Origin of the sequence: Aquipseudomonas ullengensis (genome assembly GCF_014174475.1) — a bacterium.
GTDB classification, from domain to species: domain Bacteria; phylum Pseudomonadota; class Gammaproteobacteria; order Pseudomonadales; family Pseudomonadaceae; genus Aquipseudomonas; species Aquipseudomonas ullengensis.
On sequence record NZ_JACJUD010000003.1, the window covers coordinates 397,298 to 423,330 of the forward strand.

27 protein-coding genes and 1 tRNA gene are annotated in these 26,033 nt (G+C 62.6%); 18 read left to right on the forward strand and 10 right to left on the reverse strand.

Annotation, left to right across the window (positions count from 1 at the left end; genetic code table 11):
- Positions 1-77: 77 nt before the first annotated feature.
- The 9 genes from H3H51_RS11145 to H3H51_RS11185 form a co-directional block, all read right to left on the reverse strand.
- Positions 78-1,223, reverse strand: a complete 1,146-nt coding sequence (locus H3H51_RS11145) for an efflux RND transporter periplasmic adaptor subunit (RefSeq protein WP_183089111.1) — start codon at positions 1,221-1,223, stop codon at positions 78-80.
- Between the two features lie 183 nt (positions 1,224-1,406).
- Positions 1,407-3,032 (reverse strand): methyl-accepting chemotaxis protein, encoded by a 1,626-nt coding sequence (locus H3H51_RS11150; protein WP_183089112.1) that lies wholly within the window; start codon positions 3,030-3,032, stop codon positions 1,407-1,409.
- 208 nt (positions 3,033-3,240) lie between these two features.
- Entirely contained in the window at positions 3,241-4,335 is a 1,095-nt protein-coding gene (locus tag H3H51_RS11155; RefSeq protein WP_183089113.1) for a DUF1513 domain-containing protein, read from the reverse strand.
- A gap of 3 nt (positions 4,336-4,338) precedes the next feature.
- A complete protein-coding gene (locus H3H51_RS11160) occupies positions 4,339-5,403 on the reverse strand; it encodes an imelysin family protein (RefSeq protein WP_183089114.1) in 1,065 nt (354 codons plus the stop codon).
- Positions 5,404-5,413: 10 nt separating this feature from the next.
- Positions 5,414-6,826, reverse strand: a complete 1,413-nt coding sequence (locus H3H51_RS11165) for a di-heme oxidoreductase family protein (protein WP_183089115.1) — start codon at positions 6,824-6,826, stop codon at positions 5,414-5,416.
- Between the two features lie 209 nt (positions 6,827-7,035).
- A complete protein-coding gene (locus tag H3H51_RS11170) occupies positions 7,036-8,370 on the reverse strand; it encodes an imelysin family protein (protein WP_183089116.1) in 1,335 nt (444 codons plus the stop codon).
- A 154-nt stretch (positions 8,371-8,524) separates the two neighbouring features.
- Positions 8,525-9,028 carry an RDD family protein gene (locus tag H3H51_RS11175; protein WP_183089117.1) on the reverse strand — a complete coding sequence of 168 codons (504 nt, stop codon included), beginning with the start codon at positions 9,026-9,028 and terminating at the stop codon, positions 8,525-8,527.
- Positions 9,029-9,129: 101 nt separating this feature from the next.
- Positions 9,130-9,342, reverse strand: coding sequence for a cold-shock protein (locus tag H3H51_RS11180; RefSeq protein ID WP_160082300.1), 213 nt, complete (start codon positions 9,340-9,342; stop codon positions 9,130-9,132).
- A 292-nt stretch (positions 9,343-9,634) separates the two neighbouring features.
- Positions 9,635-9,718 (reverse strand) — tRNA-Leu (locus H3H51_RS11185).
- A 108-nt stretch (positions 9,719-9,826) separates the two neighbouring features.
- Here H3H51_RS11185 and queA point away from each other — a divergent pair.
- The 6 genes from queA to H3H51_RS11215 all read left to right on the forward strand — a co-directional run bounded on the left by queA (position 9,827) and on the right by H3H51_RS11215 (position 16,085).
- Positions 9,827-10,882: a tRNA preQ1(34) S-adenosylmethionine ribosyltransferase-isomerase QueA gene (queA, locus tag H3H51_RS11190; RefSeq protein ID WP_183089118.1), complete on the forward strand. Its 1,056-nt coding sequence runs from the start codon at positions 9,827-9,829 to the stop codon at positions 10,880-10,882.
- Between the two features lie 5 nt (positions 10,883-10,887).
- Positions 10,888-12,006, forward strand: coding sequence for a tRNA guanosine(34) transglycosylase Tgt (gene tgt, locus H3H51_RS11195; RefSeq protein WP_183089354.1), 1,119 nt, complete (start codon positions 10,888-10,890; stop codon positions 12,004-12,006).
- A 159-nt stretch (positions 12,007-12,165) separates the two neighbouring features.
- Entirely contained in the window at positions 12,166-12,507 is a 342-nt protein-coding gene (yajC, locus tag H3H51_RS11200) for a preprotein translocase subunit YajC (RefSeq protein WP_183089119.1), read from the forward strand.
- A 61-nt stretch (positions 12,508-12,568) separates the two neighbouring features.
- On the forward strand, positions 12,569-14,437 hold the full coding sequence (secD, locus tag H3H51_RS11205) for a protein translocase subunit SecD (protein WP_183089120.1): 1,869 nt from the start codon (positions 12,569-12,571) through the stop codon (positions 14,435-14,437).
- Between the two features lie 9 nt (positions 14,438-14,446).
- Positions 14,447-15,355 carry a protein translocase subunit SecF gene (secF, locus tag H3H51_RS11210; protein WP_183089121.1) on the forward strand — a complete coding sequence of 303 codons (909 nt, stop codon included), beginning with the start codon at positions 14,447-14,449 and terminating at the stop codon, positions 15,353-15,355.
- Positions 15,356-15,536: 181 nt separating this feature from the next.
- Complete coding sequence (locus tag H3H51_RS11215) at positions 15,537-16,085, forward strand: glycine zipper 2TM domain-containing protein (RefSeq protein WP_183089122.1); 549 nt, start codon at positions 15,537-15,539, stop codon at positions 16,083-16,085.
- Between the two features lie 63 nt (positions 16,086-16,148).
- Here the strand turns inward: H3H51_RS11215 and suhB are convergent, their stop codons facing one another.
- Positions 16,149-16,964 (reverse strand): type III secretion system regulator SuhB, encoded by an 816-nt coding sequence (gene suhB / locus H3H51_RS11220; RefSeq protein WP_183089123.1) that lies wholly within the window; start codon positions 16,962-16,964, stop codon positions 16,149-16,151.
- Positions 16,965-17,074: 110 nt separating this feature from the next.
- Here suhB and trmJ point away from each other — a divergent pair, with 110 nt between their 5' ends.
- The 12 genes from trmJ (at position 17,075) to rlmN (ending at position 26,023) form a co-directional block, all read left to right on the forward strand.
- Entirely contained in the window at positions 17,075-17,890 is an 816-nt protein-coding gene (gene trmJ / locus H3H51_RS11225; RefSeq protein ID WP_407926498.1) for a tRNA (cytosine(32)/uridine(32)-2'-O)-methyltransferase TrmJ, read from the forward strand.
- On the forward strand, positions 17,883-18,662 hold the full coding sequence (gene cysE / locus H3H51_RS11230) for a serine O-acetyltransferase (protein ID WP_235981344.1): 780 nt from the start codon (positions 17,883-17,885) through the stop codon (positions 18,660-18,662). The genes trmJ and cysE overlap by 8 nt, the downstream gene beginning before the upstream one ends.
- Before the next feature lie 139 nt (positions 18,663-18,801).
- Positions 18,802-19,293, forward strand: coding sequence for a Fe-S cluster assembly transcriptional regulator IscR (gene iscR / locus H3H51_RS11235; RefSeq protein WP_183089126.1), 492 nt, complete (start codon positions 18,802-18,804; stop codon positions 19,291-19,293).
- 30 nt (positions 19,294-19,323) lie between these two features.
- Positions 19,324-20,538: an IscS subfamily cysteine desulfurase gene (locus H3H51_RS11240; RefSeq protein ID WP_183089127.1), complete on the forward strand. Its 1,215-nt coding sequence runs from the start codon at positions 19,324-19,326 to the stop codon at positions 20,536-20,538.
- Between the two features lie 49 nt (positions 20,539-20,587).
- A complete protein-coding gene (gene iscU / locus H3H51_RS11245; RefSeq protein ID WP_040261926.1) occupies positions 20,588-20,974 on the forward strand; it encodes a Fe-S cluster assembly scaffold IscU in 387 nt (128 codons plus the stop codon).
- A 26-nt stretch (positions 20,975-21,000) separates the two neighbouring features.
- Positions 21,001-21,324 (forward strand): iron-sulfur cluster assembly protein IscA, encoded by a 324-nt coding sequence (iscA, locus tag H3H51_RS11250; protein WP_183089128.1) that lies wholly within the window; start codon positions 21,001-21,003, stop codon positions 21,322-21,324.
- Between the two features lie 4 nt (positions 21,325-21,328).
- On the forward strand, positions 21,329-21,850 hold the full coding sequence (gene hscB / locus H3H51_RS11255; protein WP_183089129.1) for a co-chaperone HscB: 522 nt from the start codon (positions 21,329-21,331) through the stop codon (positions 21,848-21,850).
- Between the two features lie 42 nt (positions 21,851-21,892).
- Positions 21,893-23,761, forward strand: a complete 1,869-nt coding sequence (gene hscA / locus H3H51_RS11260) for a Fe-S protein assembly chaperone HscA (RefSeq protein WP_183089130.1) — start codon at positions 21,893-21,895, stop codon at positions 23,759-23,761.
- On the forward strand, positions 23,761-24,102 hold the full coding sequence (gene fdx / locus H3H51_RS11265; RefSeq protein ID WP_183089131.1) for an ISC system 2Fe-2S type ferredoxin: 342 nt from the start codon (positions 23,761-23,763) through the stop codon (positions 24,100-24,102). Before hscA ends, fdx begins: the two co-directional genes overlap by 1 nt.
- 14 nt (positions 24,103-24,116) lie before the next feature.
- Positions 24,117-24,317, forward strand: coding sequence for a Fe-S cluster assembly protein IscX (iscX, locus tag H3H51_RS11270; protein WP_183089132.1), 201 nt, complete (start codon positions 24,117-24,119; stop codon positions 24,315-24,317).
- A 101-nt stretch (positions 24,318-24,418) separates the two neighbouring features.
- Positions 24,419-24,850 carry a nucleoside-diphosphate kinase gene (gene ndk / locus H3H51_RS11275; RefSeq protein WP_173209171.1) on the forward strand — a complete coding sequence of 144 codons (432 nt, stop codon included), beginning with the start codon at positions 24,419-24,421 and terminating at the stop codon, positions 24,848-24,850.
- A 24-nt stretch (positions 24,851-24,874) separates the two neighbouring features.
- Positions 24,875-26,023 (forward strand): 23S rRNA (adenine(2503)-C(2))-methyltransferase RlmN, encoded by a 1,149-nt coding sequence (rlmN, locus tag H3H51_RS11280; protein ID WP_183089133.1) that lies wholly within the window; start codon positions 24,875-24,877, stop codon positions 26,021-26,023.
- Positions 26,024-26,033: the final 10 nt, after the last annotated feature.

Sequence of the window (26,033 nt, forward strand, 5' to 3'; positions counted from 1 at the left end):
TGGGTCTTTTGTAGGAGCGAGCTCTGCTCGCGAACGCATCTATGCCAAAGCTTCGCGGGCAGAGCCCGCTCCTACGGTCAGTGCGCGGCCTCAGGCTGCTGGGATTGCAGCGCCTGGTCTTCGACGATGGTCACGTGGGAGCCGTTATCCAGCTTGAGCTGGCCGGCGGTGACCACCTGCTCGCCGGGCTTGAGGCCCTTGCTGACCACTGCGTGGCCGTCGCGGCGTTCGCCGGTGCTGACGAAGCGACGTTCCACCACCAGTTCAGCCTGGCCTTTGTCGTCTTTCACCACGCTGCCCTTGTCGTCCTTCTTCTCGCCGATCACGTACACCGAGTTGCCGTAAAGGGTGTAGGTGATGGCGGTTTCCGGAACCACCACGGCCGATTGTTCACCCGGCAGCAGTACTTCGAGGTTGGCGAACATGCCCGGCAGCAGCTTGTTGTCCGGGTTGGCCAGCATGGCGCGGACCTGCAGGTTGCGCGTGGTTTCCTCGACTTTCGGGTTGATCGCGGCGACTTCGCCCTCGAACACTTCGCCCGGATAAGCGGCGACGTTCAGGCGTACGCGCTGGCCGATGGCCAGTTGTGGCGCGGCCTGCTCCGGCAGGTAGAAGTCGACGAACAGTTTGGAGAGATCCTGCAGGGTGGCGATCGGGTTGCCGGGGCTCAGGTAGTCGCCGGTGTCCACCTGGCGGATGCCGATGGTGCCGGCGAAAGGCGCGAGGATGCGCTTCTTGTCCAGGCTGGCCTGCAGCTGCGCCACGCTGGCTTCAGCCTTGAGCAGTTCGGCATACAAGCGGTCGAACTCGCTCTTGGAGATGGCCTGCTTGCCAGCCAGGTTCTTGCCGCGCTGGTATTCCACCTGGGCCAGGTTGCGCACGGCCAGGGCGGTGGCGAGGATCGCCTGTTCCACCTGGCTATCGAGTTGCAGCAGCGGCTGGCCCAGTTTGACCTTTTCACCGGACTGGAACAGCACCTGGCTGACCGTGCCCTGTACTTCGGCGGTCAGATCCACGCCCTGGAAGGCCTTGAGCGTGCCGATGGCGGGCAGCAGCGATTGCCAGGGCATTTGCTCGGCCTTGGCCGCCGACACGCTGATGGCCGGCTGCGGCGCGGTGAACATCTGGATCTGCTGGTAAACGGAGTAAGCCTTGATGGCGGCGAGGGCGAGCACGATGAGCACGACGACGCCGAGCATGATGAGCATGCGGCGGAGCAACATATTCCGGTTCCTTGGCAAGACGGGAAGAGCCTGGGAATAGGCGAAGCGGGCACCTTAGACTTACTTGTCGATCAAGTCAAAAAGCACGCATTTGCAAGAAATTGCCGGGTCGATCAGCGCAGCAGCCTGCTGCGGCGATCGTTTCATGGTGCTGCCCGGGCACGTCCCTGTGCCGGGTTGTGGTCAGGCGCTGAGGCGCTTGGTCACTTCGCTGAGTTGGGCGGACAGGTCGTGCAGGTTGTGGCTGGCGCTCTCGGTGCGCTGCACGTTTTCCTGGTTGGTGGTGGCGATGGCGGTGATCTCGGTGAGGTTGCGCGAGATGTCCTCGGCCACCGAGGTCTGCTCCTCGGCGGCGGTGGCGATCTGCCGGTTCATGTCGCGAATCGCCTCCACCGCACCGGTGATGCGCTGCAGCATGGCGCCGGCCTCGGTGACCTGGGTCACGCCTTCCTCGCTGCGGCTCTGCCCGCTCTCGATGGCGCGCACGGCGTTGACCGCGCCGGTCTGCACCGTGTCGATGATCTGGTTGATCTCGGCGGTGGATTCGGCAGTGCGCTGGGCCAGGGTGCGTACCTCGTCGGCGACCACGGCGAAGCCTCGGCCCTGCTCGCCGGCGCGCGCAGCCTCGATGGCGGCGTTGAGCGCCAACAGGTTGGTTTGCTCGGCAATGCCACGGATCACTTCCAGCACCTTGCCGATGCGCCCGCTGTCGCTCTCCAGGCGGCGGATCACGTCGGCGGTGGTGGCGATCTCGCTGCGCATGGTGGTGATGGTCTGGATGGTATGTTCCATCACCTTGCCGCCCTGGCGCGCCGACTCGTCGGCATCATCCGCCGCCCCGGCTGCGTCGGCCGCATGGCTGGCGACCTGCTGCGCGGTGGCGGACATCTCGTGCATGGCCGTGGCCACCTGATCGGTGCGGGAGAACTGCTCGCGGGTGCCCTGGGACATCAGCGTGGCGATGGCATTCAGCTCGCCGCTGGCGGTATCCAACTGGCTGGTGCTGTGTTTCAAGCGGGTGAAGGTGTCGGCAAGGAAGTCGCGCAGGGTGTTGGCGGCCACGGCCAGGCGGCCCAGCTCGTCCTGGCGGTCGGCATTCACCCGCTGGCCGAAGTTGCCCTGGCTGAGCTTGGCGATATGGTCGATCAGGGTGGTGATCGGGCCGATCAGGTTGCGGTTGACCAGCCACAGGCTGAACAGGGCGACCAGTACGCTGGCGCCGAGCATCAGCAATGTGCCGACCAGGATGGTGCGTTCGGCATCGGCATTGATCTGCTTGGCCTGGCTCAGGCTGGTGTCATGCAGTTCGGTGACCAGGGCGCCCATCTGTTCGCTGGTGGCGCGGTCGATACCCTTGACCGCGGCATCGCCGGCCTGGGCGTTGGCGCCGGCGGCGACAAAAGCATCGCGGCCTTTGCGGTAGTTGGCGCCGAGTGCCTGGTGCTCAGTGCGCAGGCGTTCTACCTGGCTTTTCAATGAGGGGTCGAAGGCGACCTCGGTGGCCAGTTTGCCGAGGATGCCCTGCACTTTGGATTCCTGTTCTTCGAACTGCTGCCAGTACTTGCTCAGGTTCTCCGGCGACTGGCCACGCAGCAGGACGTTCTTCCATTCCTGGACTTGCGATTTGAATTCGAGGTTGGCCTGGTCGACCAGTTGCGAGGCTTCCAGTGGGCCTTCGAGCAGGCCACGATAGGCCTGCATGCCGCTGGAGAGAAAGCTGAAACAGGCCAGCGCGGTAATCAGGATCAGCAGCAGGCTGCCGCCCAGCAAGGCGAGGATCTGCGCACGCAAGGATTTCTGCAGGAACATGGAAGGTATGCCTCATCGGAGAATGGCAATGTCCGGGCGCCAGGAGCTGGCGGCGGCTTCTCGGATATCCCTATCTCCCGGCGTGGGCGGCCGGCTACACCTGGCCTGCAGGGTGTGCGGGCTGCAAGTGCGAAGTCTCTGTGAGTATAGGTCGGCCGTCCGTGGCCGTTCTGTAGGCGTGGGCTGAGTTCTGCCTCAGCGTCAGGGGTCAGGCCAGGCGCAGGTGGTTGTCCCACAGGCCGGCTGGCAGGGCCAGCGACTGGGCGCTGATCTGCGCGCCACGGCAGTCATACAGGCGGCAACGGCCTTGCCCGGAGGTGACCACGAAGCCGTTGGCCACCGCGCCCACCCCGGCGCAATCGGCCAGTGGCGCGTCCAGCAGCAGCTCGGTGCTGTCCAGATTCCAGATGAAGAAGCGATTGCCGCGCGGCGCGGTCAGCGCCAGCAGGCGCAGTTCACTGTGGATCGCCAGGCTGGCGGTGTACTGGTTCATCACCGCGCGCTGCGTGTCGCCCAGCGGGAAGTGCTGGAACGGCTGGCCGGGACGCTTGATCGCCAGCAACGGCACGGCGTCGGTCGGTTCGCCTTCGTACTGCTGGCCGGAGACGATGGTGCCGTCGCTGGCCACGGCCAGGTGGCGCACGCTGTTCATCTGCTCGGGCAACTGTTCCTTGCTGATCAGGCTGCCGTCGCGGCGCATCAGCACCAGGCTGGCTTCCATGGCATCGAGGTTCATCATCACCCGGCTGTCGGCCTCGGTGCGGATGCCGCCGTTGGCCACCACCAGGGTTTCGCCGTCGGGCATCCACAGCAGCTGGTGCGGGCCCAGGCCGTGGGTGGACAGCTCGCGCTCGCGCTGCAGCAGGCCGTCGGTGACGCGGTATACGCCGAGTACGCCGCGACCTGGGTCGGAGGTGTCGTTCTCGGTGCTGTAGAACCACTCGCCGTCCTTGTGGAACACGCCGTGGCCGTAGAAGTGGCGATCCTTCGGCGAATCCAGGGTCTGTAGCAGACGCCCGTCGCGCAGGTCGACCAGGTAGCTTTCGCGGCTCGGGCGGCGGCCGACGAACACCGCCAGCGGCAGGCTCGGGTGCGGGACCACGTCATGGCAGCGTTCACTGACGTGGGTGGCGAAGACCTTGCTGCCGTCCAGGCGATAGCCGACGGCGTAGTGCTTGCCGTCGCTGTCGTCACGAGCGGACAGCAGCAGCGGCTGCCCGCCCTGGTGGGTCAGTTTCCAGCCGCCGAGGGCGCCTGCGGCCAGCAGGGCGCTGCTGAAGCCGAGGAAGGCTCTGCGTTTCATCACTCAGTCTCCGTCGTGGGCGTTGAAGCCGAGCTGGATGCCAAGGGCCTTGGCCAGCTCGCCTTCCTGCAGACGGTGCAGCTGGTTGAGGCTGTCATAGAAGGCGTTCAGCTCGGTGCGACCGGCTTCTTCGGCGAGCATTTCACCGAGCGGGCGGTCGATGGCGGCTAGCAGCTGGCGGGTGGCGCTGTACTGCTTGTCGATGCGCTGGGCAAGATCGGCCTGCTCACTGCCGAGCAGCGATTTGACGCCGTCCTGGTTGGCGCCGAGCCACAGGCGCTCGGCGCTGGCCAGGGCCGAGGCGAGGCTGGTCAGGCTGGCGTTGCTGCGCCAGAACTCGGCCTGGTAGGGCTGGGCGATGCCTTTGCTCTGGCGGCCGAGAGCGGTGCCGAGTTTTTTCTTCAGGCCGTCGATGCCGCTGACCTGGGTGCGCAGCAGGTCGGCGATGGCCTCGGGGGCTTCGGCGTAGCGCGCATTGGGGAACTGCTTGAGCTGGTCGGCCATGCCGTCCTTGGCTTGCCACTGGCTCAGGACGTCAGCGGAGAGCTTCTGCTGGTGCTGGCCGATGGCGGTCAGTAGCGGGCAGTAGCGGCTCTTCTGCGCGGCATCGTCGAGGTCGATGTTGGGGTCGAACAGCACATATTCATAGGCGGTCAGGCCCTGCAGCACCACGCTGGATTTTTCCAGGTCGGCTGCGGCGAGTTGCGGCTTGCTCTTGAGCAGCGCCTCGACCTGGCGCTGCACCAGGTTCTTCTTGTCCGGCCAGAACTGCACCTGCCAGGCGCGGTTGCCTTCGGCCAGTGGCCCGACCATCAGCGGTTGCAGGGCGGCCCAGCTACTGACGCTGGCGAGGAATGCCTGGCGCGCGCTGGCCAGGTCCTGGCTGCCGCTGCAGTAAGCGTCGGCATTGGCGGCCAGTTGCTGGTTGGCCTGGTTCCAGCTGCTGTAGGCCGGCAACAGGACGCCATCGACCAGGGCGGCGCTGGCCTTCTGCTGTGGGTCCTGCGGGCTGCAGGCGCTCAGGGCAAGGCCGCAGAGGGCGCTGGCCAGAAGACGGGTGCGGGTCATGCGTGGCTCCTTACAGGGAGTTGAGAAACGCCAACAGCGTGCTGCGCTGCTCGGCATCGTAGGTGAGAACCTGCTGTTTTGCCGCTTCGGCTTCGCCGCCGTGCCAGAGAATGGCCTCCAGCAGGTTGCGTGCGCGGCCGTCGTGCAGGAACTGGGTGTGGCCATTGACCGTATCGGTCAGGCCGATGCCCCACAGCGGCGCGGTACGCCACTGGCGGCCGCTGGCCTGGAACTCGCTGCGGCCATCGGCCAGGCCGTCGCCCATGTCGTGCAGCAGCAGGTCGCTGTAGGGGCGAATGGTCTGATTGGCCAGCTCCGGTTCGGCGGCATCGGTTGCAGTGGTGAAGCTCGGTACGTGGCACTTCTGGCAGCCGGCCTGGTTGAACAGCTGCTTGCCCTGGCGCACGGCCAGGTCATTCACGGCGCGGCGCGCGGGTACCGCCAGGTTGCGGGTGTAGAACAGCACGCTGGCCATGATCGTGTCGCTGACCTCCGGCGCACCGCCGTTGACTGCGCTGCGGCAGTCGGTTTGCGCCGCGCTGCAGTTGTCCTGGGGCAGCAGGCTGCTGGTCAGGCCCATGTCGTTGGCGAAGGCGTGAGCGTTCTGCTGGTTGAGGCTGGGCTGGCCGGCCTTCCAGCCGAAGCGGCCGAGTACGGTGGTGCCACGCGCGTCGTCCCAGACCCGGTTGGCCACGCCACGAATGCCATCACCGTCGCGATCGTCGGGGTCGGCATGGGCCAGCAGGGCGCTTTCTGGAATCGCTTCGAGCAGGCCAAGGCCAATCATCGGCGGGGCGATGCGCGCGGAGAACAGGGCGTCGGGGTGCATTGGGCCGTAGCCCAGGTTACTGATCTGCAGCTGCGGCTGGCGCAACTCGACGCGCGTGCCATCGGCGAAGGTCACCGGCACGCTGCTGTAGCTCACCCGTACCTTGCCCTCGGGAGCGACGCCGGGGTTGCTCATGTCCTGCAACTGGCCGCCATACACCGGCTCGGGGACTACGCCGTTGCGCTGCAACAGCTCGCGGTGTGCGCTGGAACCATCTGCCGGGATCGACAGGCGTACCAGCATGGATGCGGCGCTGCTGGCGTTGGCGGCGGGCGGGTGGCCGCGCCCATCCTTGATGTGGCAGTTCTGGCAGGCGTTGGTATTGAACAGCGGGCCGAGGCCATCGCGGGCAATGGTGGTGGTCGGCGCAATCACCCAGGGGTTGCGAAAGAAGCTGTTGCCCACGGCGAAGTCCAGGCGTCGTGAGGGCGCCAGGTTGGCCGAGGGCAGGGAGAAGGCGTTGTGGTCGCGCTGACCTACCGTGGTGGCTCCAGCGGAAAGCGCTTCACCGGGTTCGGCTGGAGGCGGCGCCTGGTTGCAGGCGGCCAGGCTGAAAGCCAGCGCGAGTGCACAGAGGCGGAGCGGATGGAGCATCGGAGCGAACCAGGGCGGCGAGTCAGGCCGGCGATGTTAGCAGGCTAATGGACTTCAAATAAGAGGAATTAGCGTTTGCACGCCGGGCGAAATGCCGCGGGCATAGCAAGATCGGGAGTGATTTCTAACGATTGGGTAGCAGATACAGCGCGCATAAAAAAAACGGATGCGCCTTGTGGGCGCATCCGTTTGTCAGTGCTGACGGGTAATCAGAACTGGTGGTCGGCGGTGTCCGGGTTCAGGCCGCTGATGCCCAGGGCGGCGGAAGCCTTCTCGATCGCGCCGGTCTGGGTGACCAGGGCGGTGATGGCGTCACGCACAAGTTGTTGGCCGGTGGTGTTGTCGGCCGCGATCAGTTGGTCGAAGTGCACGTTGTCTTTCTCAGCGCTGTCGACCAGGGCCTGCAGCTTGGCCTGGGTAGCGTCCAGGTCGGTCTTGAGGGTGGTGTCGGCGGCCGCGTCGACCTTGGCAACCAGAGACGACAGGCTCGGGCCGGTCAGGGTGGTGCCGTCGACCTTGATGTACTCGCCCAAGTAAATGTTGCGGATGCCTTTGGCGTCGAAGTAGTGCGAGTTGTGGGTGTTGTCGCTGAAGCAGTCGTGCTCGTCTTCGGTGGAGTTGGCTTCCAGGGCGACTTTCATGCGCTCGCCGGCCAGTTCACCCAGGCCCAGGCTACCCATGCCGAAGAGCATTTTGCGCAGGCCGTTCTCGGCCGATTCGGCTTCCAGCTTGGCGCGATAGTTGTCGGCAACGCCGGCTTTCCACTGGGCAACCATCGAGTCGAGGTCGCTGACCAGCAGGTCGGTGGCTGCCTTCAGGAAGGCACGGCGACGGTCGTTGTGGCCGCCGGTGGCGCCATCGCCAGTCAGGTAGTCGCTGGCCGGACGCGCGCCCGCGCCAGGGCCGGTGCCGTTGAGGTCTTGGCCCCAGAGGAGGAATTCGATGGCGTGGTAGCCGGTGGCGACGTTGGCTTCGGAACCGCCCAGCTCGTTCAGGCTGGCCAGTTTCTCGCCGGTCAGGTCTTTCACGTCGACCTTGTCTTCGCCGACCTGAATCTCGGTGTTGGCGATGATGTTGGCGGTGCCAGCCGGGTTGCCCTGGGCTTGCGCGGTGTCGGCGACCACGTAGTCGATCAGGCCTTCGTCCAGCGGCCAGGCGTTCAGCTGGCCTTCCCAGTCGTCGACCACGGCGTTGCCGAAGCGGAATACTTCAGTCTGCATGTAGGGGACACGAGCGGCCAGCCAGGCTTCACGGGCGGCTTTCAGGGTGGCGTCGTTGGGGTTGGCGAGCAGGGCGTCGATGGCGGTCTGCAGGGTTTTGCCGGTGCTGGCGGCATCGCTGAACACGGCAAAGGCGATGTCGGCGTAGTGGCTGACCACGGCTTTGGCGGCTGCGTCTTCAACTTTCAGGCCGGACGCGCTGGCGGTAGCAGCGGCCGGAGCGGCTGCTTGCGGTGCGGCAGCTTCTTTCTTGTCATCGCCACAACCGGCGAGGGAGATGGCGAGAGCCAGCAGGCTGGCAGTAGCCAGGGGCATACGAGTCATGGCGAGTTCCTTTGCATATGAAAGTGAGAGCGAGACGCAGTGCGCTATAAAACTGCGCAATAATGCGAAAGATTTTCATTTTATGCAAAGGGCGCGGCGCGCAGTCGCGGTGTTGTGATGCGCGCGGCGGGCAGTATCAGGGCTGGAGCCTTTGTTAAAGCTTGCCCTGCTTGTGCACATGCTTGGGCAATTGCACGACGTGGCTGTCCGAGTAGATGTCGTGCCAGCTGCGCTTTTGCTTGTCCCACAGCACCCAGAAAAAACCCAGGCCCAGGCATAGCCAAGATCCGATGGCGACCATGAAGCGCAGCAGCGCCTGCCACAGGCTGATCGCCGAGCCATCTGCGTTCTGGATGCGTACGCCCCAGACCTGCATGCCGAGGGTCTGGCCGTTGTGGGTCCAGAATTTGGCGAAGAAGCCGAACAGGCCCAACACCAGGAGGGTCGATAGCAGCGGGTCGCCATCCAGGGCGCCGGCGTCTGATAGTTGGCGCAGCCTTTCTTCGCCGATGATGAGCATCTGGATGCCCTTGTAGGTCAGGGTGATGACCATCAGCAGGGCGAGGCTTAACAGGAAGTCATAGAACATCGCGGCCAGGCGGCGAATCAGGCCGGCGGCGGGGTAGTCACCCGTGGGGCGCAGTGTGTGCTTGGGCATGGAAGGCTCTTGGCAGAAAACTGCGGCGGATTGTACGGGCAACAAATCGCAGGCACAAAAAAGCCCCTGATGTTTCCATCAGGGGCTTTTTCGGAAGCGACTTAGCCCAGAACCTGGACTTTGTCAGCTTGCATGCCTTTCTGGCCTTGCACGGCTTCGAAGGTAACCTTCTGGCCTTCTTTCAGGCTCTTGAAGCCGTTGCCTTCGATAGCGCGGAAGTGCACGAACAGATCCGGACCGCTTTCGGGGGTGATGAAACCGAAGCCCTTCTCGTCGTTGAACCACTTAACGGTGCCGGTTTGACGATTCGACATGTCTTATTTCCTTGAAACTAGAGTTGATGACAGCCTCTTGCTCGAGCGAAGAGGGCTGGGACTGGTTGCAGAGAGTAAGAGAAGTCGAGCGGGATGTAGCGGATCTAGGATCTACTGCACCAGGTCACGATTCAAGGCGACCCATGCAAACACAGTGGGCACACTCTACGCTAACTCAAAGACGTTTGCCAAGCCCCTGCAAATCGTCACTTTCGTACGAGTTTGCGGCGCTCTGTAGCGGGTGTTTCAGAGGGGTTTCAGGCTCATCGTGAGAGCGCTGGAACAAGATGATTGGTGCCCCGGGGGAGACTCGAACTCCCACTCCTTTCGAAAACGGATTTTGAATCCGCCGCGTCTACCATTCCGCCACCGGGGCACGATGGCGGCGGAGTATAGGGAGGTGGTCGAATGCGGTCAATCCGGGTGCGTGGCTAGAATGTGCGGTTTCCGGTAAGATTTGCAGCCCTGCAAGACGATTCCCACCATGCGCGTTGCCGACTTTCATTTCGATCTCCCTGATGCCCTGATTGCCCGCCACCCACTGGCCGAGCGCCGTTCCAGCCGCCTGCTGGTGCTGGATGGCGAGAGTGGCCAGTTGGCTCACCAACACTTTGTCGATCTGCTCGAGTACCTGCGTCCTGGCGACCTGATGGTGTTCAACAACACCCGGGTGATTCCGGCGCGGCTGTTCGGGCAGAAGGCGTCTGGCGGCAAGCTGGAAATTCTGGTCGAGCGCGTGCTGGACAGTCATCGCGTGCTGGCCCATGTGCGTTCGAGCAAGTCGCCCAAGCCCGGTTCGCTGATTCATATAGAAGGCGGCGGCGAGGCCGAGATGCTGGCGCGCCACGATGCGCTGTTTGAATTGCGTTTCAATGAGGAAGTGCTGCCGCTGCTGCAGCGGGTCGGGCATATGCCGTTGCCGCCCTATATAGATCGTGCCGACGATGCATCCGATCGCGAGCGCTACCAGACTGTTTATTCCGATCGGAGCAAGGCTGGCGCCGTGGCCGCGCCGACTGCCGGGTTGCACTTCGACGAAGCGTTGCTCGAAGCCATTGCCGCCAAGGGCGTCGAGCGCGCATTTGTCACCCTGCACGTAGGGGCGGGCACCTTTCAGCCGGTGCGCGTCGAGCGCATCGAGGACCACCACATGCATCTCGAATGGCTGGAAGTCAGCCAGGACGTGGTCGATGCCGTGGCGGCGTGCAAGGCGCGCGGCGGTCGGGTGGTGGCGGTGGGCACCACCAGCGTGCGTTCGCTGGAGAGTGCGGCACGTGATGGCCGGCTGAAGGCATTCAGCGGCGACACCGACATCTTTATTTACCCAGGGCGACCGATCCATGTGGTCGATGCCCTGGTGACCAACTTTCACCTGCCCGAATCGACCCTGCTGATGCTGGTTTCCGCCTTTGCCGGTTATCCGGAAACCATGGCGGCCTATGCGGCGGCCGTCGAGCAGCAGTACCGTTTTTTCAGTTACGGCGATGCCATGTTCATCACCCGCAATCCCGCCCCGCGCGGCCCCGAGGAAACCCCATGAGTCATATGTCCTTCGAGCTGCTGGCCACTGATGGGCGTGCCCGTCGCGGTCGGCTGACCTTCCCGCGTGGTGTGGTGGAAACCCCGGCGTTCATGCCGGTGGGGACCTATGGCACGGTCAAGGGCATGCTGCCGCGCGACATTGAGGCGATTGGTGCACAGATCATTCTGGGCAACACCTTCCACCTGTGGCTACGCCCGGGCACCGAGGTGATCAAGAAGCACGGCGACCTGCATAACTTCATGCAGTGGCAGGGGCCGATCCTCACTGACTCTGGCGGCTTCCAGGTGTTCAGCTTGGGCGCCATGCGCAAGATCAAAGAGGAGGGGGTGTATTTCGCCTCGCCGGTGGATGGCGCCAAGGTGTTCATGGGGCCGGAAGAGTCGATGCAGGTGCAGCGCGACCTGGGCTCCGACATCGTGATGATTTTTGACGAGTGCACGCCGTACCCGGCGGACTTCGATGTGGCCAAGCGCTCGATGGAATTGTCGCTGCGTTGGGCCAAGCGCTCGAAGAATGCCCATGAGGGCAATCCGTCGGCGCTGTTCGGCATCGTCCAGGGCGGCATGCACGAAGAGCTGCGTATGCGCTCGCTGGAAGGTCTCAACGAGATTGGCTTCGACGGCCTGGCCATCGGTGGTCTGTCGGTCGGTGAGCCGAAGGAAGAGATGATTCGCGTGCTCGACTTCCTGCCGCCGCAGCTGCCGGCCGACAAGCCGCGCTACCTGATGGGGGTGGGTAAGCCGGAAGACCTGGTCGAGGGCGTGCGTCGTGGCGTGGACATGTTCGACTGCGTGATGCCCACGCGCAATGCGCGCAATGGCCACCTGTTCATAGATACCGGGGTGATCAAGATCCGCAACGCGGTGCATAAGCATGACGAGTCCCCGCTCGATCCGACCTGCGATTGCTACACCTGTCAGAACTTCTCGCGCGCCTACCTGTATCACCTGGATAAGTGCGGCGAAATGCTCGGCAGCATGCTCAATACCATCCATAACTTGCGCCATTACCAGCGCCTGATGGCTGGTTTGCGCGAGGCTATTCAACAGGGTACATTGGCCGCCTTCGTCGATGCCTTCTATGCCCGGCGCGGCCTGCAGACGCCGCCGCTGGAGTCCTGAACGGTAGTTGGCCTGAACCATTGAAATCCGGCAGGCATGCCCGCACTTAGGTGAGGGCGCTGCAAAATTGCCGATTTCACTCCCGCCTGATGCCAACTCGCCAGATGGCGAGTTGCCGCTGATAACAACAGCCTTAAGACCTCGTAATAGGAGTTCCCCATGAGTTTTCTGATTCCCGCCGCCTTCGCCGATGCCGCTGCTCCGGCTGCCGCCGCCGGTCCTGCCGCTGGTGGTTTCGAGTGGGTGTTCCTGGTCGGCTTCCTGGTCATCTTCTATCTGATGATCTGGCGCCCGCAGGCCAAGCGTGCCAAGGAGCAGAAAAACCTGCTCGGCGGCCTGCAGAAGGGTGATGAAGTGGTCACCAATGGCGGTATCGCCGGCAAGATCACCAAGGTCAGCGATGACTTCGTGGTGGTTGAAGTGGCCGAGAAGGTTGAGCTGCGCTTCCAGAAGCAGGCCATCGCGGCGACGCTGCCCAAGGGCACTCTGAAAGCCATCTAACGATTCATTCTTCAGCAACGACGGGGCGCATTAAGCGCCCCGTGTCATAACGGGCGGCGTCATGCTCAACAAATATCCTCTGTGGAAGTACCTGCTGATCCTGGCTGTGCTGGTGGTCGGCTTCATCTACTCCGCGCCTAATTTGTATCCCGACGATCCGGCTATCCAGATCAGTGGCAACAGCTCGGCGCTGCAGATCAGCCAGGCTGACCTGGATCGCGTCGGCAAGGCGCTCGGCGAAGCCGGCCTTACCGTCAAGGCGACTACGCTGGCGGAGCAGGGCAAAGGCGGCCTGGTGCGCCTGGCCAAGCAGGAAGACCAGCTGCCGGCCAAGGCCCTGGCGCTGAAACTGCTGGGTGATGACTACGTGGTGGCCCTGAACCTGGCGCCGACCACGCCGCAGTGGCTGCGCAATATCGGCGCTGGCCCGATGAAGCTGGGTCTGGACCTGTCCGGTGGTGTGCACTTCCTGCTTGAAGTCGACATGGACAAGGCGCTCGACGCCCGTCTCAAGGTCTACGAGAGCGAAGTGAAGAGCCTCCTGCGCAAGGAGCGTCTGCGTTATCGCAGCCTGCCGCAGCAGGATGGTGCGATCCAGCTGGGCTTTGCTGACAGCGACGAGCTGGAAAGTGCTCAGGCGCTGATCCGCAAGAGCATCAATGATTTCGAGATGACCACCAGTGAACGCGGTGGCATGCAGGTGTTGCGCCTGGGCCTGAGCCAGGCCAAGCAAGTCGAGATTCGCGAATACTCGATCAAGCAGAACCTGACCACCGTACGTAACCGCGTCAACGAACTGGGCGTGGCCGAGCCGCTGGTGCAGCGTCAGGGTGCCAACCGTATCGTGGTCGAGCTGCCGGGCGTGCAGGACACTGCCGAAGCCAAGCGGATCCTCGGCAAAACGGCCAACCTGGAATTCCGCCTGGCTGCCGATGCCGATGCGCCGCGTTCCTCCACCGAGCCCTTCGAGTTTCGCGAGCCGGGTCGCCCGGCCGTGCCGCTGGAGCGCAGCCTGATCATCACCGGTGACCAGGTGACGGACGCCAGTGCCAGCTTCGACGAGAACGGTCGTCCGCAGGTCAACATCCGCCTCGACGGTCATGGCGGCGAGCTGATGAACCGTGCCACCCGCAACAATGTCGGGCGCAGCATGGCGGTGATCTTCATCGAGCAGAAGCCGCAGACCCACTACGTCAAGCAGACGGTCGACGGCGTCGAAAAAGAAGTGCCGGTTCAGACCTTCCAGGAAGAGCGCAAGATCATCAGCCTGGCGACCATTCAGTCGCCGCTCGGTGGTCAGTTCCGCATCACCGGCCTGAATGGCCAGGGCGAGTCTTCGGAACTGGCGTTGCTGCTGCGCGCCGGTGGTCTGGCGGCACCGATGTACTTTGCCGAAGAGCGCACCATTGGCCCGAGCCTGGGTGCTGAAAACATCGTCAAGGGTGTCGATGCTTCCCTGTGGGGCATGCTCTTCGTCTCGTTGTTCATCATCGCCATCTACCGTTTCTTCGGTGTATTGGCGACCGTGGCCCTGGCATTCAACATGGTCCTGCTGCTGGCGTTGATGTCGCTGCTCGGTGCGACCCTGACGCTGCCGGGTATTGCCGGTATCGTCCTGACCATGGGTATGGCGGTGGACGCCAACGTGCTGATTTTCTCGCGGATTCGTGAAGAGATCGCCAATGGCATGTCGGTGCAGCGCGCGATTCACGAGGGCTTCGATCGTGCCTACACGGCCATTCTCGACGCCAACCTGACCACCTTGCTGGTCGGCGGCATCCTGTTCGCCATGGGTACCGGTCCGGTCAAGGGCTTCGCCGTGACCATGTCGCTGGGTATCGTCACCTCGATGTTCACCGCGATCATGGTGACCCGTGCGATGGTCAACCTGATCTTCGGCGGTCGTGACTTCAAGAAGCTGTGGATCTAAGGGGCTGAGATGAAAACTATCAATTTCATGGGCGTGCGCAATTCTGCGTTCGCCGTGACCATGCTCCTGACTCTGGTTGCGCTGGGCAGCTGGTTCTACCAGGGGCTGAACTTCGGCCTGGATTTCACCGGCGGTACCCAGATCGAGCTGCGCTATGAGCAGCCGGTCGACCTCAATCAGGTGCGCGAGAACCTCAAGTCCGCAGGTTTCGAAGATGCCCTGGTGCAGAGCTTCGGTGCGACCACCGATGTGGTGGTGCGCCTGCGTGGTGATGATCAGCAGTTGGGCGACAAGGTGATTACTGCGCTGCAGGCAGCCGATGCCAGCAACCAGATTCGCGACAAGAAAGTCGAGTTCGTTGGTCCGCAGGTCGGTGAAGAGCTGCGTGACCAGGGCGGCCTGGGCATGCTTCTGGCGCTGGGCGGTATCCTGCTGTACCTGGCCTTCCGCTTTCAGTGGAAGTTCGCTGTGGGGGCCATCGTTTCGCTGGTGCACGACGTAGTGGTGACCCTGGGCATCCTCTCGTTCTTCCAGATTACCTTCGACCTGACGGTGCTCGCTGCGGTGCTGGCCATCATCGGCTACTCGTTGAACGACACCATCGTGGTGTTTGACCGGGTGCGCGAGAACTTCCGCGTGCTGCGCAAGGCCAGCCTGATCGAGAACATCAACATCTCGACCACGCAGACCCTGCTGCGCACCATGGCCACCTCGATCTCCACCTTGCTGGCGATTGCGGCGCTGCTGGTGTTCGGTGGTGACAACCTGTTCGGCTTCTCGATCTCCCTGTTTGTTGGTGTGTTGGCGGGTACCTACTCGTCGATCTACATCGCCAACGTGGTGCTGATCTGGCTGAACCTGAGCAGTGAGGATCTGATTCCTCCGGTGGTGGCCGAGGAAGTCGACGAGCGTCCCTGATCGTCTGCTATGTTTTGCAAAAGCCCGGCTCTGCCGGGCTTTTTCGTATTGGCTGGCAGGTGTGATGGCGCTCCCACTTATCGCGCGGGTCTGAATGTTTCGGGAACTCGTGTGCCATAGGCCTATCCAAGGCTGGGAGTAGGGCGGAAAAGTCCGCTGTGATGGGTCTCAGGAGGACCATATGAACAAGTCGATGATTGTGGGTGCAGTGCTGGGTGCGGTGGGTGTTACTGCCGGCGGTGCTGTCGCCACTTACAGTCTGGTCAAGGGCTCTGAGTATGCTGAGGTCCTGGCCGTTGAGCCGATCATGGAAACCGTCAAGACGCCGCGCGAGGTTTGCAAGGACGTTGCGGTGACTCGCCAGGCGCCGGTGAAGGATCAGCACCAGATTACCGGTACCGTGATCGGTGCCCTGGCTGGCGGCCTGCTGGGCAATCAGGTGGGCGGCGGTAGCGGCAAGAAGATCGCTACCGTGGCCGGTGCGGTCGGTGGCGGCTATGCCGGCAACAAAGTGCAGGAGGGCATGCAGAATCGTGACACCTACACCACCACCGAAACCCGTTGCAGCACGGTTACCGATACCAGCGAAAAGCTCTCGGGTTACAACGTGAAGTACCAGTTGGATGGCAAAGTCAGCCAGGTACGTATGGATCACGATCCGGGTAGCCGAATTCCGCTCAATGAGCAGGGTCAGTTGGTGCTGGCGCAGCAGGGTCAGGTTGCACAGTAAATCCCCCGCATAAAAAAAACCGCCCTTCGGGGCGGTTTTTTTATGCGGCTGAAAGCGCTGCAGTTAGCGTTTCAGGGCGGGCGACAGGTGTGGCTGGATTGCGGTCAGTACGGCTTTGAAGCACTTGGTGTTGCCGGCAACGATCTGGCCCTTCTCGAGGAAGTCGTGACCGCCGCTGAAGTCGCTGATCAGGCCGCCGGCTTCCTGGATCAGCAGGGCGCCAGCTGCCATGTCCCACTCGGACAGGCCGAACTCCCAGAAGGCGTCGAAGCGACCGGCGGCCACGTAGGCCAGGTCCAGGCTGGCAGCGCCGGCGCGGCGGATGCCGGCAGTCTGGCCGACCAGGCTGCGGAACATGCCGAAGTAGTTGTCCAGGTGTTCCAGTTGGCTGTCGCGGAACGGGAAACCGGTGCCGAGCAGGGCGCCGTCCAGGCTCTTGCGGGTGCTTACGCGCAGGCGGCGACCGTTGAGGGCGGCGCCACGGCCACGGCTGGCGGTGAATTCTTCCTGGCGAACCGGGTCCAGCACCACGGCGTGCTCCAGGCGGCCGCGGTATTTGCAGGCGATGCTGACGGCAAAGTGCGGTACGCCACGGATGAAGTTGGTGGTGCCGTCCAGCGGGTCGATGATCCACTGGTAGTCAGCGCCATCGCCGGTGCCCTGGATCGCGCCGCCTTCTTCGCCGAGGAAGCCGTGCGTCGGGTAAGCCTTCTGCAGTGCCTGGATAATCGTCTGCTCGGCAGCGCGGTCGATTTCGGTGACGTAGTCGCGGGCATCTTTCTCGTTGATCGAGATGACGTCCAGGCGCTCGATGGAGCGGAAGATCAGTTCACCGGCGCTGCGGGCTGCGCGCAGTGCGATATTCAGCATGGGCTGCATGAGGGGATTCACCTGGGTCGTTAAAGAAAGCCGGCCATACTAGCAGAAAAGCCTGTTGGATGTAGCCTAGCCTTTGTCACGCGTGGCGTAAGTCTCGGTGCTTCTGTAACATCGGTGCCCCTTTCGCTTCACGCCAGGAGCTCGCGGTGCTGCAGAATATTCGTGTGGTTCTGGTCAATACCAGTCATCCCGGCAACATCGGCGGTGCCGCGCGGGCCATGAAAAACATGGGTTTGTCGCGCCTGGTGCTGGTCGATCCCGAAGACTTTCCCAGTGCCGAGGCGGTGGCGCGGGCTTCCGGTGCGGTCGATATCCTCGATGGTGCGCAGGTTGTCGGCACGCTGGAGGAGGCGCTGGTCGGATGCAGTGTGGTGCTCGGCACCAGTGCGCGTGATCGCAGTATTCCCTGGCCGCTACTTGATCCGCGTGAGTGCGCCACCACTACGCTGGAGCACGCCGGGCGTGGCGGTGAGGTGGCCTTGGTGTTCGGTCGTGAGTACGCCGGCCTGACCAATGATGAGCTGCAGCGCTGTCAGTTTCATGTGCATATCCCCTCCAATCCCGATTTCAGCTCGCTGAACCTGGCGACTGCCGTGCAGGTGCTGGCCTATGAGGTGCGCATGGCCTGGTTGGCGGTGCAGGGGTTGCCGACCAAGATGAGCAAGGTCGAGGCGGCAGCGCCGCTGGATGGGCAGCCGGTGACGGCGGATGAGTTGGAGCTGTTCTATGGCCATCTGGAAAGCACGCTGGTGCAGATTGGCTTCCTCGATCCGCAGAGCCCGCGGCACCTGATGTCGCGGTTGCGGCGCTTGTATGGGCGCAGCGACGTCAGCAAGCTGGAGATGAATATCCTGCGCGGTATCCTTACGGAAACGCAGAAGGCAGTACGTGGCGAGCCACACAAGCGGAGAAATGAAGATGTTTGAGCGTGTGCGCGAAGATATCCAGAGCGTTTTCCATCGCGACCCGGCGGCGCGCAATGCGTTTGAGGTGCTGACCTGCTATCCGGGGCTGCACGCGATCTGGCTGCATCGTCTGGCTCATGGGCTTTGGCTTGGTGGCTGGAAATGGCTGGCGCGCATGGTCTCCAACTTCGGGCGTTGGATGACTGGTATCGAGATTCATCCGGGCGCGAAGATCGGTCGGCGTTTCTTTATCGATCACGGCATGGGCATCGTCATCGGCGAGACCGCTGAGATCGGCAATGACGTGACGCTCTATCAGGGTGTGACCCTGGGCGGTACCAGTTGGAACAAGGGTAAGCGCCATCCAACCCTGGAAGACGGGGTGGTAGTGGGGGCGGGCGCCAAGGTGCTGGGGCCGTTTACCGTGGGTGCGGGGGCCAAGATTGGCTCGAATGCCGTGGTGACCAAGGAAGTGCCGGCGGGTGCGACGGCGGTGGGCATTCCTGGGCGGATCATCGCCAAGTCCGATGATGAGCAGGAAGCCAAGCGCCAGGCGATGGCTGAGAAGCTGGGTTTCGATGCCTACGGCGTCAGTCAGGACATGCCCGATCCGGTGGCGCGCGCCATTGGCCAGTTGCTCGATCACCTGCAGGCAGTCGATGGGCGCCTGGAAGGCATGTGTGGGGCGCTCAAGGCGCTGGGTAGTGACTATTGCGCCAAGGAGTTGCCGGCCTTGCGTGATGAGGACTTCGAGGGTGTCTGCAAGGAGCAGGGCGACAAGCCGGCGGCCTGATGCCTTGCGGAGTTGAGTTTGCTATCATTCGCGCCCCGTGCTGCACCTAATCCCGACTGTTTTAATCGGTCTTATAGTTGACTGAAACAGTCGGAAAAGGGGATACTTGCGGCAATTCAGCGAATTCGTGGTAGCTACCATGCGCCTGACCACCAAAGGCCGATACGCCGTCACCGCCATGCTCGATCTGGCGCTGCATGCCCAGCAGGGGCCTGTGTCCCTGGCTGACATTTCCGAGCGTCAGGGGATTTCCCTGTCCTATCTGGAGCAACTGTTTGCCAAGCTGCGGCGCGGCAATCTGGTTAGCAGTGTGCGTGGTCCGGGCGGCGGCTATCAGCTGTCGCGCGACATGCGTGTGATCCAAGTGGCGCAGGTGATCGATGCGGTCAATGAGTCGGTCGATGCTACGCGCTGCCAGGGGCAGGGTGATTGCCACTCCGGCGATACCTGCCTCACCCACCATCTGTGGTGCGACCTCAGTCAGCAGATTCACGAGTTCCTCAGTGGCATCAGCCTGGCTGATCTGGTGACGCGCCGTGAGGTGCAGGAAGTTGCCCAGCGTCAGGATCAGCGCCACTGCAATGGCAGGACGCCTCGCCTGGATAAGATTGAAGCGTCCGCCGTTGATTGAGTAGGGCGCCTACCTGATAGGAGATACCTGATGAGATTGCCGATTTACCTCGACTATTCCGCCACCACTCCGGTCGATCCGCGCGTGGCGCAGAAAATGAGTGAATGCCTGCTGGTGGATGGCAACTTTGGCAACCCGGCATCGCGTTCCCACGTTTTCGGCTGGAAGGCTGAAGAGGCTGTGGAAAATGGCCGCCGGCAAGTTGCCGAGCTGGTCAATGCCGACCCGCGCGAGATCGTCTGGACCTCCGGTGCCACCGAGTCCGACAACCTGGCGATCAAGGGTGTTGCGCATTTCTACAGCACCAAAGGCAAACACATCATCACCTCGAAGATCGAGCACAAAGCCGTGCTCGATACCTGCCGCCAGCTTGAGCGCGAAGGCTTCGAAGTGACCTACCTTGAGCCGGGCGAAGATGGCCTGATCACCGTTGCGATGGTTGAAGGTGCGCTGCGTGACGACACCATTCTGGTCTCGGTTATGCACGTCAACAACGAGATCGGCACCATCAACGACATTACTGCCATTGGTGAGCTGACCCGCTCGCGCGGTGTGCTGTTCCATGTCGATGCGGCGCAGTCCACCGGCAAGGTGGAGATCGATCTGGAGAAGATGAAGGTCGACCTGATGTCCTTCTCTGCACACAAGACCTACGGCCCCAAAGGCATCGGTGCGCTCTACGTGCGCCGCAAGCCGCGCGTGCGCCTGGAAGCGCTGATCCACGGTGGCGGCCACGAGCGTGGCATGCGCTCCGGCACCCTGGCCACCCACCAGATCGTCGGCATGGGCGAAGCCTTCCGTATCGCCAAGGAAGAAATGCTCCAGGAAAACCAGCGCATCCTGGCCCTGCGTGAGCGCTTCTACAAGCAGGTCGATGGCATGGAAGAGCTGTACCTCAACGGCAGCCTGACTGCGCGCGTACCGCACAACCTCAACCTCAGCTTCAACTATGTCGAAGGTGAGTCGCTGGTCATGGCGCTCAAGGATCTGGCGGTTTCTTCCGGTTCCGCCTGTACCTCCGCGTCGCTGGAACCGTCCTACGTGCTGCGCGCCCTGGGCCGCAACGACGAACTGGCGCACAGCTCGATCCGTTTCACCTTCGGTCGCTTCACCACCGAGGAAGAAGTCGATTACGCCGCATCGAAGATTCGCGATGCCGTGGACAAGCTGCGCGAACTGTCGCCGCTGTGGGACATGTTCAAAGAAGGTGTCGACCTGTCCAAGGTTGAATGGCAGGCGCATTGATTATTTAGTCGCCTCCAAGAGCGGCACCTGATGAAAGAGGAATTGCACCATGGCTTACAGTGAAAAGGTCATCGACCACTACGAGAACCCGCGCAACGTCGGCAAGATGGATGCCGAGGATCCGGATGTCGGCACCGGCATGGTTGGCGCTCCGGCGTGCGGCGACGTGATGCGTCTGCAGATCAAGGTCAACGAGCAGGGCGTGATTGAAGACGCCAAATTCAAGACCTACGGCTGCGGCTCGGCCATCGCTTCCAGCTCCCTCGCTACCGAGTGGATGAAGGGCAAGACCCTGGATGAAGCGGAAACCATCAAAAACACCCAGCTGGCTGAAGAGCTCGCTCTGCCGCCGGTAAAAATCCACTGCTCGGTGCTCGCCGAGGACGCCATCAAGGCGGCCGTGCGCGACTACAAGCAGAAGAAAGGCCTGCTCTGAGCCTGTGCAGTCTGTAAGGAGCTGATATGGCGATTACCATGACCGAATCCGCTGCCCGTCACGTGCAGCGCTCCCTCGAGGGGCGCGGCAAGGGCGAGGGCATTCGCCTCGGCGTGCGTACCACCGGCTGCTCGGGCCTGGCCTACGTGCTGGAGTTCGTTGACGAGTTGGCGGTCGAAGATCAGGTGTTCGAAAGCTTCGGGGTGAAAGTGATCATCGATCCGAAGAGCCTGGCCTATATCGATGGCACCGAGCTGGACTTTGTTCGTGAGGGCCTCAACGAGGGCTTCAAGTTCAACAACCCCAACGTGCGCGGCGAATGCGGCTGCGGCGAGAGCTTCAACGTCTGAAGCCATGGGTAGTCCCTGTCATTTCGCCTTGTTCGACCTGCAGCCGAGCTTTCGTTTGGATGCCCAGCAGCTTGCTGTGCGCTATCGCGAGCTGGCCAAGTCGGTGCATCCGGATCGCTTTGCCGATGCGCCTGAGCGCGATCAGCGCCTTGCGCTAGAGCATTCGGCCAGCCTCAACGAGGCCTACCAGACCCTGAAGAATGCGCCGCGTCGGGCGCTTTATCTGCTGGCGCTGCGTGGCCGTGAGTTGCCGCTGGAAGTGACCGTGCAGGATGGCGAGTTCCTTCTGCAGCAGATGCAGTGGCGTGAAGAGCTGGAAGACTTGCAGGACAGCGCCGACTTGGCGGGGGTGGCGGTTTTCAAGCGCCGCCTGAAGACGGCTCAGGAAGAGCTCGATGAAGGTTTTGCCGCTTGTTGGGATGATCCTGCACGGCGTGAAGAGGCCGAGCGCCTGGTCCGCCGCATGCAGTTCCTCGACAAGCTGACCCACGAAGTGCGCCAGCTGGAAGAGCGCCTCGACGATTAACCGCCGCGCGGCCCCGGCTGCGCGCCTGAACTCCAGAGCATCATGGCCCTACTGCAGATCGCCGAGCCCGGCCAAAGCCCTCAGCCCCACCAGCGTCGTCTGGCCGTGGGGATTGACCTGGGCACCACCAACTCCCTGGTTGCCGCTGTGCGCAGCGGGTTGTCCGCGCCGCTGGCGGATACCGACGGGCAGGTGATCCTGCCGTCCGCTGTGCGTTATCACGCGGATCGCGTCGAGGTCGGTCGTGTTGCCAAGGCCGCTGCGCCTAGCGATCCGTTGAATACTGTGCTGTCGGTCAAGCGTCTGATGGGGCGTGGCCTGGCGGACGTCAAACAGCTGGGCGAGCAATTGCCTTACCGCTTTGTCGGTGGCGAGTCGCACATGCCGTTCATCGACACGGTGCAGGGCGCGAAAAGTCCGGTGGAAGTGTCGGCCGAAATTCTGAAAGCACTGCGTCAGCGTGCCGAAGCGACCCTTGGCGGCGAGTTGGTGGGGGCGGTGATTACCGTGCCAGCCTACTTCGACGATGCGCAGCGCCAGGCCACCAAGGACGCGGCGCGTCTTGCCGGTCTTAATGTGCTGCGCCTGCTCAACGAGCCGACTGCGGCGGCGGTTGCCTATGGTCTCGATCAGCATGCCGAAGGCGTGGTGGCCATCTATGACCTGGGTGGTGGCACGTTCGATATTTCCATCCTGCGCCTGAGTCGCGGTGTATTCGAAGTCATGGCTACCGGTGGCGACAGCGCCCTGGGTGGCGACGATTTCGACCATGCGATTGCCGGCTGGATGATGCAGCAGGCTGGTCTGTCCATGGATATTGATCCGGGCACCCAGCGCAGCTTGTTGCAGGCGGCCTGTGCGGCCAAGGAAGCACTGACTACCGCCGAATCCACGGAGCTGGTGCATGGCGATTGGCGCGGCGATCTGACGCGCGCGCAGCTCGATGCGTTGGTCGAGCCAATGGTCCAGCGCAGCCTCAAGGCTTGCCGCCGTGCGGTGCGTGATGCCGGTATCGAGATCGAAGAGGTCGAGGCGGTGGTCATGGTCGGCGGCTCCACGCGGGTGCCGCGTGTGCGTGCGGCAGTGGCTGAGCTATTTGGTCGCCAGCCGCTGACCGATATCGATCCGGATCAGGTGGTGGCCATCGGTGCGGCGATCCAGGCCGACACCCTGGCAGGCAACAAGCGTGGCGACGGTGAAGAGTTGCTGCTGCTCGACGTGATTCCGCTGTCCCTGGGGCTGGAAACCATGGGCGGCCTGATGGAGAAGGTCATTCCGCGCAACACCACGATCCCGGTGGCGCGCGCGCAGGACTTCACCACCTACAAGGATGGCCAGACGGCCATGATGATTCATGTGCTGCAGGGCGAGCGTGAGCTGATCAGCGATTGCCGCTCCCTGGCGCGTTTCGAGCTGCGCGGGATTCCGCCGCTGGTGGCGGGCTCGGCAAAGATTCGCGTGACCTTCCAGGTCGACGCGGACGGCTTGCTCAGTGTGGAGGCTCGTGAGCTGGGTTCTGGTGTCGAGGCGAGCATCCAGGTCAAGCCGTCCTACGGCCTGACCGATGGCGAGATCGCGCGCATGCTGCAGGATTCCTTCCAGAATGCCGGCGATGACAAGGTTGCCCGCGTGCTGCGCGAGCAACAGGTCGATGCGCAGCGCTTGGTCGAGGCGGTACAGGCTGCCCTGGGGGCAGATGGTGATCGCTTGCTAGATGCCGAAGAGCGCCTGGTTATCGAGATGCAGGTGCAGGAGCTGGTCGAGCTGATGAAAGGCGCCGACGGTTATGCCATCGAGCAGCAGACCCGGCGCTTGTCGCAAGTGACTGACGCGTTTGCTGCCCGCCGCCTGGATTCGACGGTTAAAGCCGCCCTGGCGGGGCGCAATCTGAATGAAATCGAGGACAACTGATGCCGCAGGTCATTTTTCTGCCACACGAGAAGTTCTGCCCTGACGGCATGGTTGTCGAGGCCGAGCCCGGTACGTCGATTCTCGAGCTGGCCCATGAGCACCACATCGAGATGGAAAACGCCTGTGGCGGCGTCTGCGCCTGCACCACATGCCACTGCGTCATTCGCGAGGGTTTCGATTCGCTGGAAGAGGCGGACGAGCTGGAAGAGGATTTCCTTGATCGGGCCTGGGGGCTGGAAGCGCAGTCGCGTCTGGCCTGTCAGGCAATCGTCGGGACCGAAGACCTGACCGTCGAAATCCCGAAATACTCGCTCAATCACGCCGCTGAAGCGCCGCACTGAGCCAAGGAGTTGTCATGAGTCTGAAATGGGCTGATGTGCTGGATATCGCCATCGAGCTGGCGGACAGCAAGCCGGATGTCGATCCGCGCTATGTCAACTTCGTCGATCTGCACCGCTGGGTGCTCGCGTTGCCGGACTTCAGCGATGACCCGCAGCGTGGCGGTGAGAAGGTTCTGGAAGCGATCCAGGCTGCCTGGATCGAAGAGTCCGAGTGACCGCTTGGCGCCCTCGGGCACCGGCCTACGCATTTTCCCCTAACCCGCGTATAATTCGCGGGTTTACTTGTTCGCTTTAATCCTTGTTTCCGGAGTTTCACATGGCTGTTCAACGTACTTTCTCCATCATCAAGCCCGATGCCGTCGCCAAAAACGTAGTCGGCGAAATCACCAGCCGTTTCGAAAAAGCCGGCCTGCGCGTCGTTGCTTCGAAAATGGTCCAGCTGTCCGAGCGCGAAGCTGGCGGTTTCTACGCCGAGCACAGCGAGCGTGGCTTCTTCAAAGACCTGGTTGCCTTCATGGTTTCCGGTCCGGTCATCGTCCAGGTTCTGGAAGGTGAAGACGCTATCGCCAAGAACCGCGAGCTGATGGGCGCTACCAACCCTAAAGAAGCTGCTGCCGGCACCATTCGCGCCGACTTCGCCGTTTCCATCGACGAGAACGCCGTACATGGTTCCGATTCCGAGGCTTCGGCTGCTCGCGAAATCGCGTACTTCTTCGCCGCCACCGAGGTGTGCGCTCGCATTCGCTAATCGCGAACAGGCGAGGGTGAGTTCATGACTGAGACTGCCGGTAAAACCAATCTGCTGGGTCTGACCCAGACTGAAATGGAGAGCTTCTTCGAGTCCATCGGAGACAAGCGCTTCCGTGCCGGCCAGGTGATGAAGTGGATTCACCACTTTGGCGTCGATGATTTCGACGCCATGAGCAATCTGGGCAAGGCCTTGCGCGAAAAGCTCAAGGCCTGTGCCGAAATTCGTGGCCCCGAGGTTGTCAGCCAGGACATCTCCGCAGACGGCACCCGCAAGTGGGTGGTTCGTGTGGCGTCCGGCAGCTGCGTCGAGACCGTTTACATCCCGCAAGGCGGCCGCGGCACCCTGTGTGTGTCGTCCCAGGCTGGCTGTGCGCTGGATTGCAGCTTTTGCTCCACCGGCAAGCAGGGCTTCAATAGCGACCTGACTGCCGCCGAAATCATTGGCCAGGTGTGGATTGCCAATAAGTCCTTCGGCACCGTGCCGGCCAAGATCGACCGTGCCGTCACCAACGTGGTGATGATGGGCATGGGCGAGCCCCTGCTGAACTTCGATAACGTAGTCGCCGCCATGCGCATCATGATGGATGACCTCGGCTACGGTATCTCCAAGCGCAAGGTGACCCTGTCGACCTCCGGCGTGGTGCCGATGATCGACAAGCTGGGTGAGGTCATCGATGTGTCGCTGGCCTTGTCGCTGCACGCGCCGAATGACGAGCTGCGTAGCCAGTTGGTGCCGATCAACAAGAAGTACCCGCTGGACGTGCTGCTGCCGGCCTGCCGTCGGTACATCTCCGGGCTCGGCGAGAAGCGTTTCCTGACCATCGAGTACACCCTGCTCAAGGACGTCAACGACCAGCCTGAGCATGCTGCGCAGATGATCGCACTTCTCAAGGATTTTCCTTGCAAGATCAATCTGATTCCGTTTAATCCCTTCCCCTTCTCCGGTTACGAACGGCCAAGCAATAACGCCATTCGCCGCTTCCAGGACCTGCTGCACCAGGCTGGACACAATGTCACCGTACGCACCACGCGTGGCGATGATATTGATGCCGCCTGTGGGCAGCTGGTTGGACAGGTGCAGGACCGCACTCGTCGCAGCGAGCGTTATATTGCCGTTCGTCAGCTGGGCAACGAGGCTGAACAGCCTCGCGATGCTGCCAATCGAACCTGAAGAGAGGATT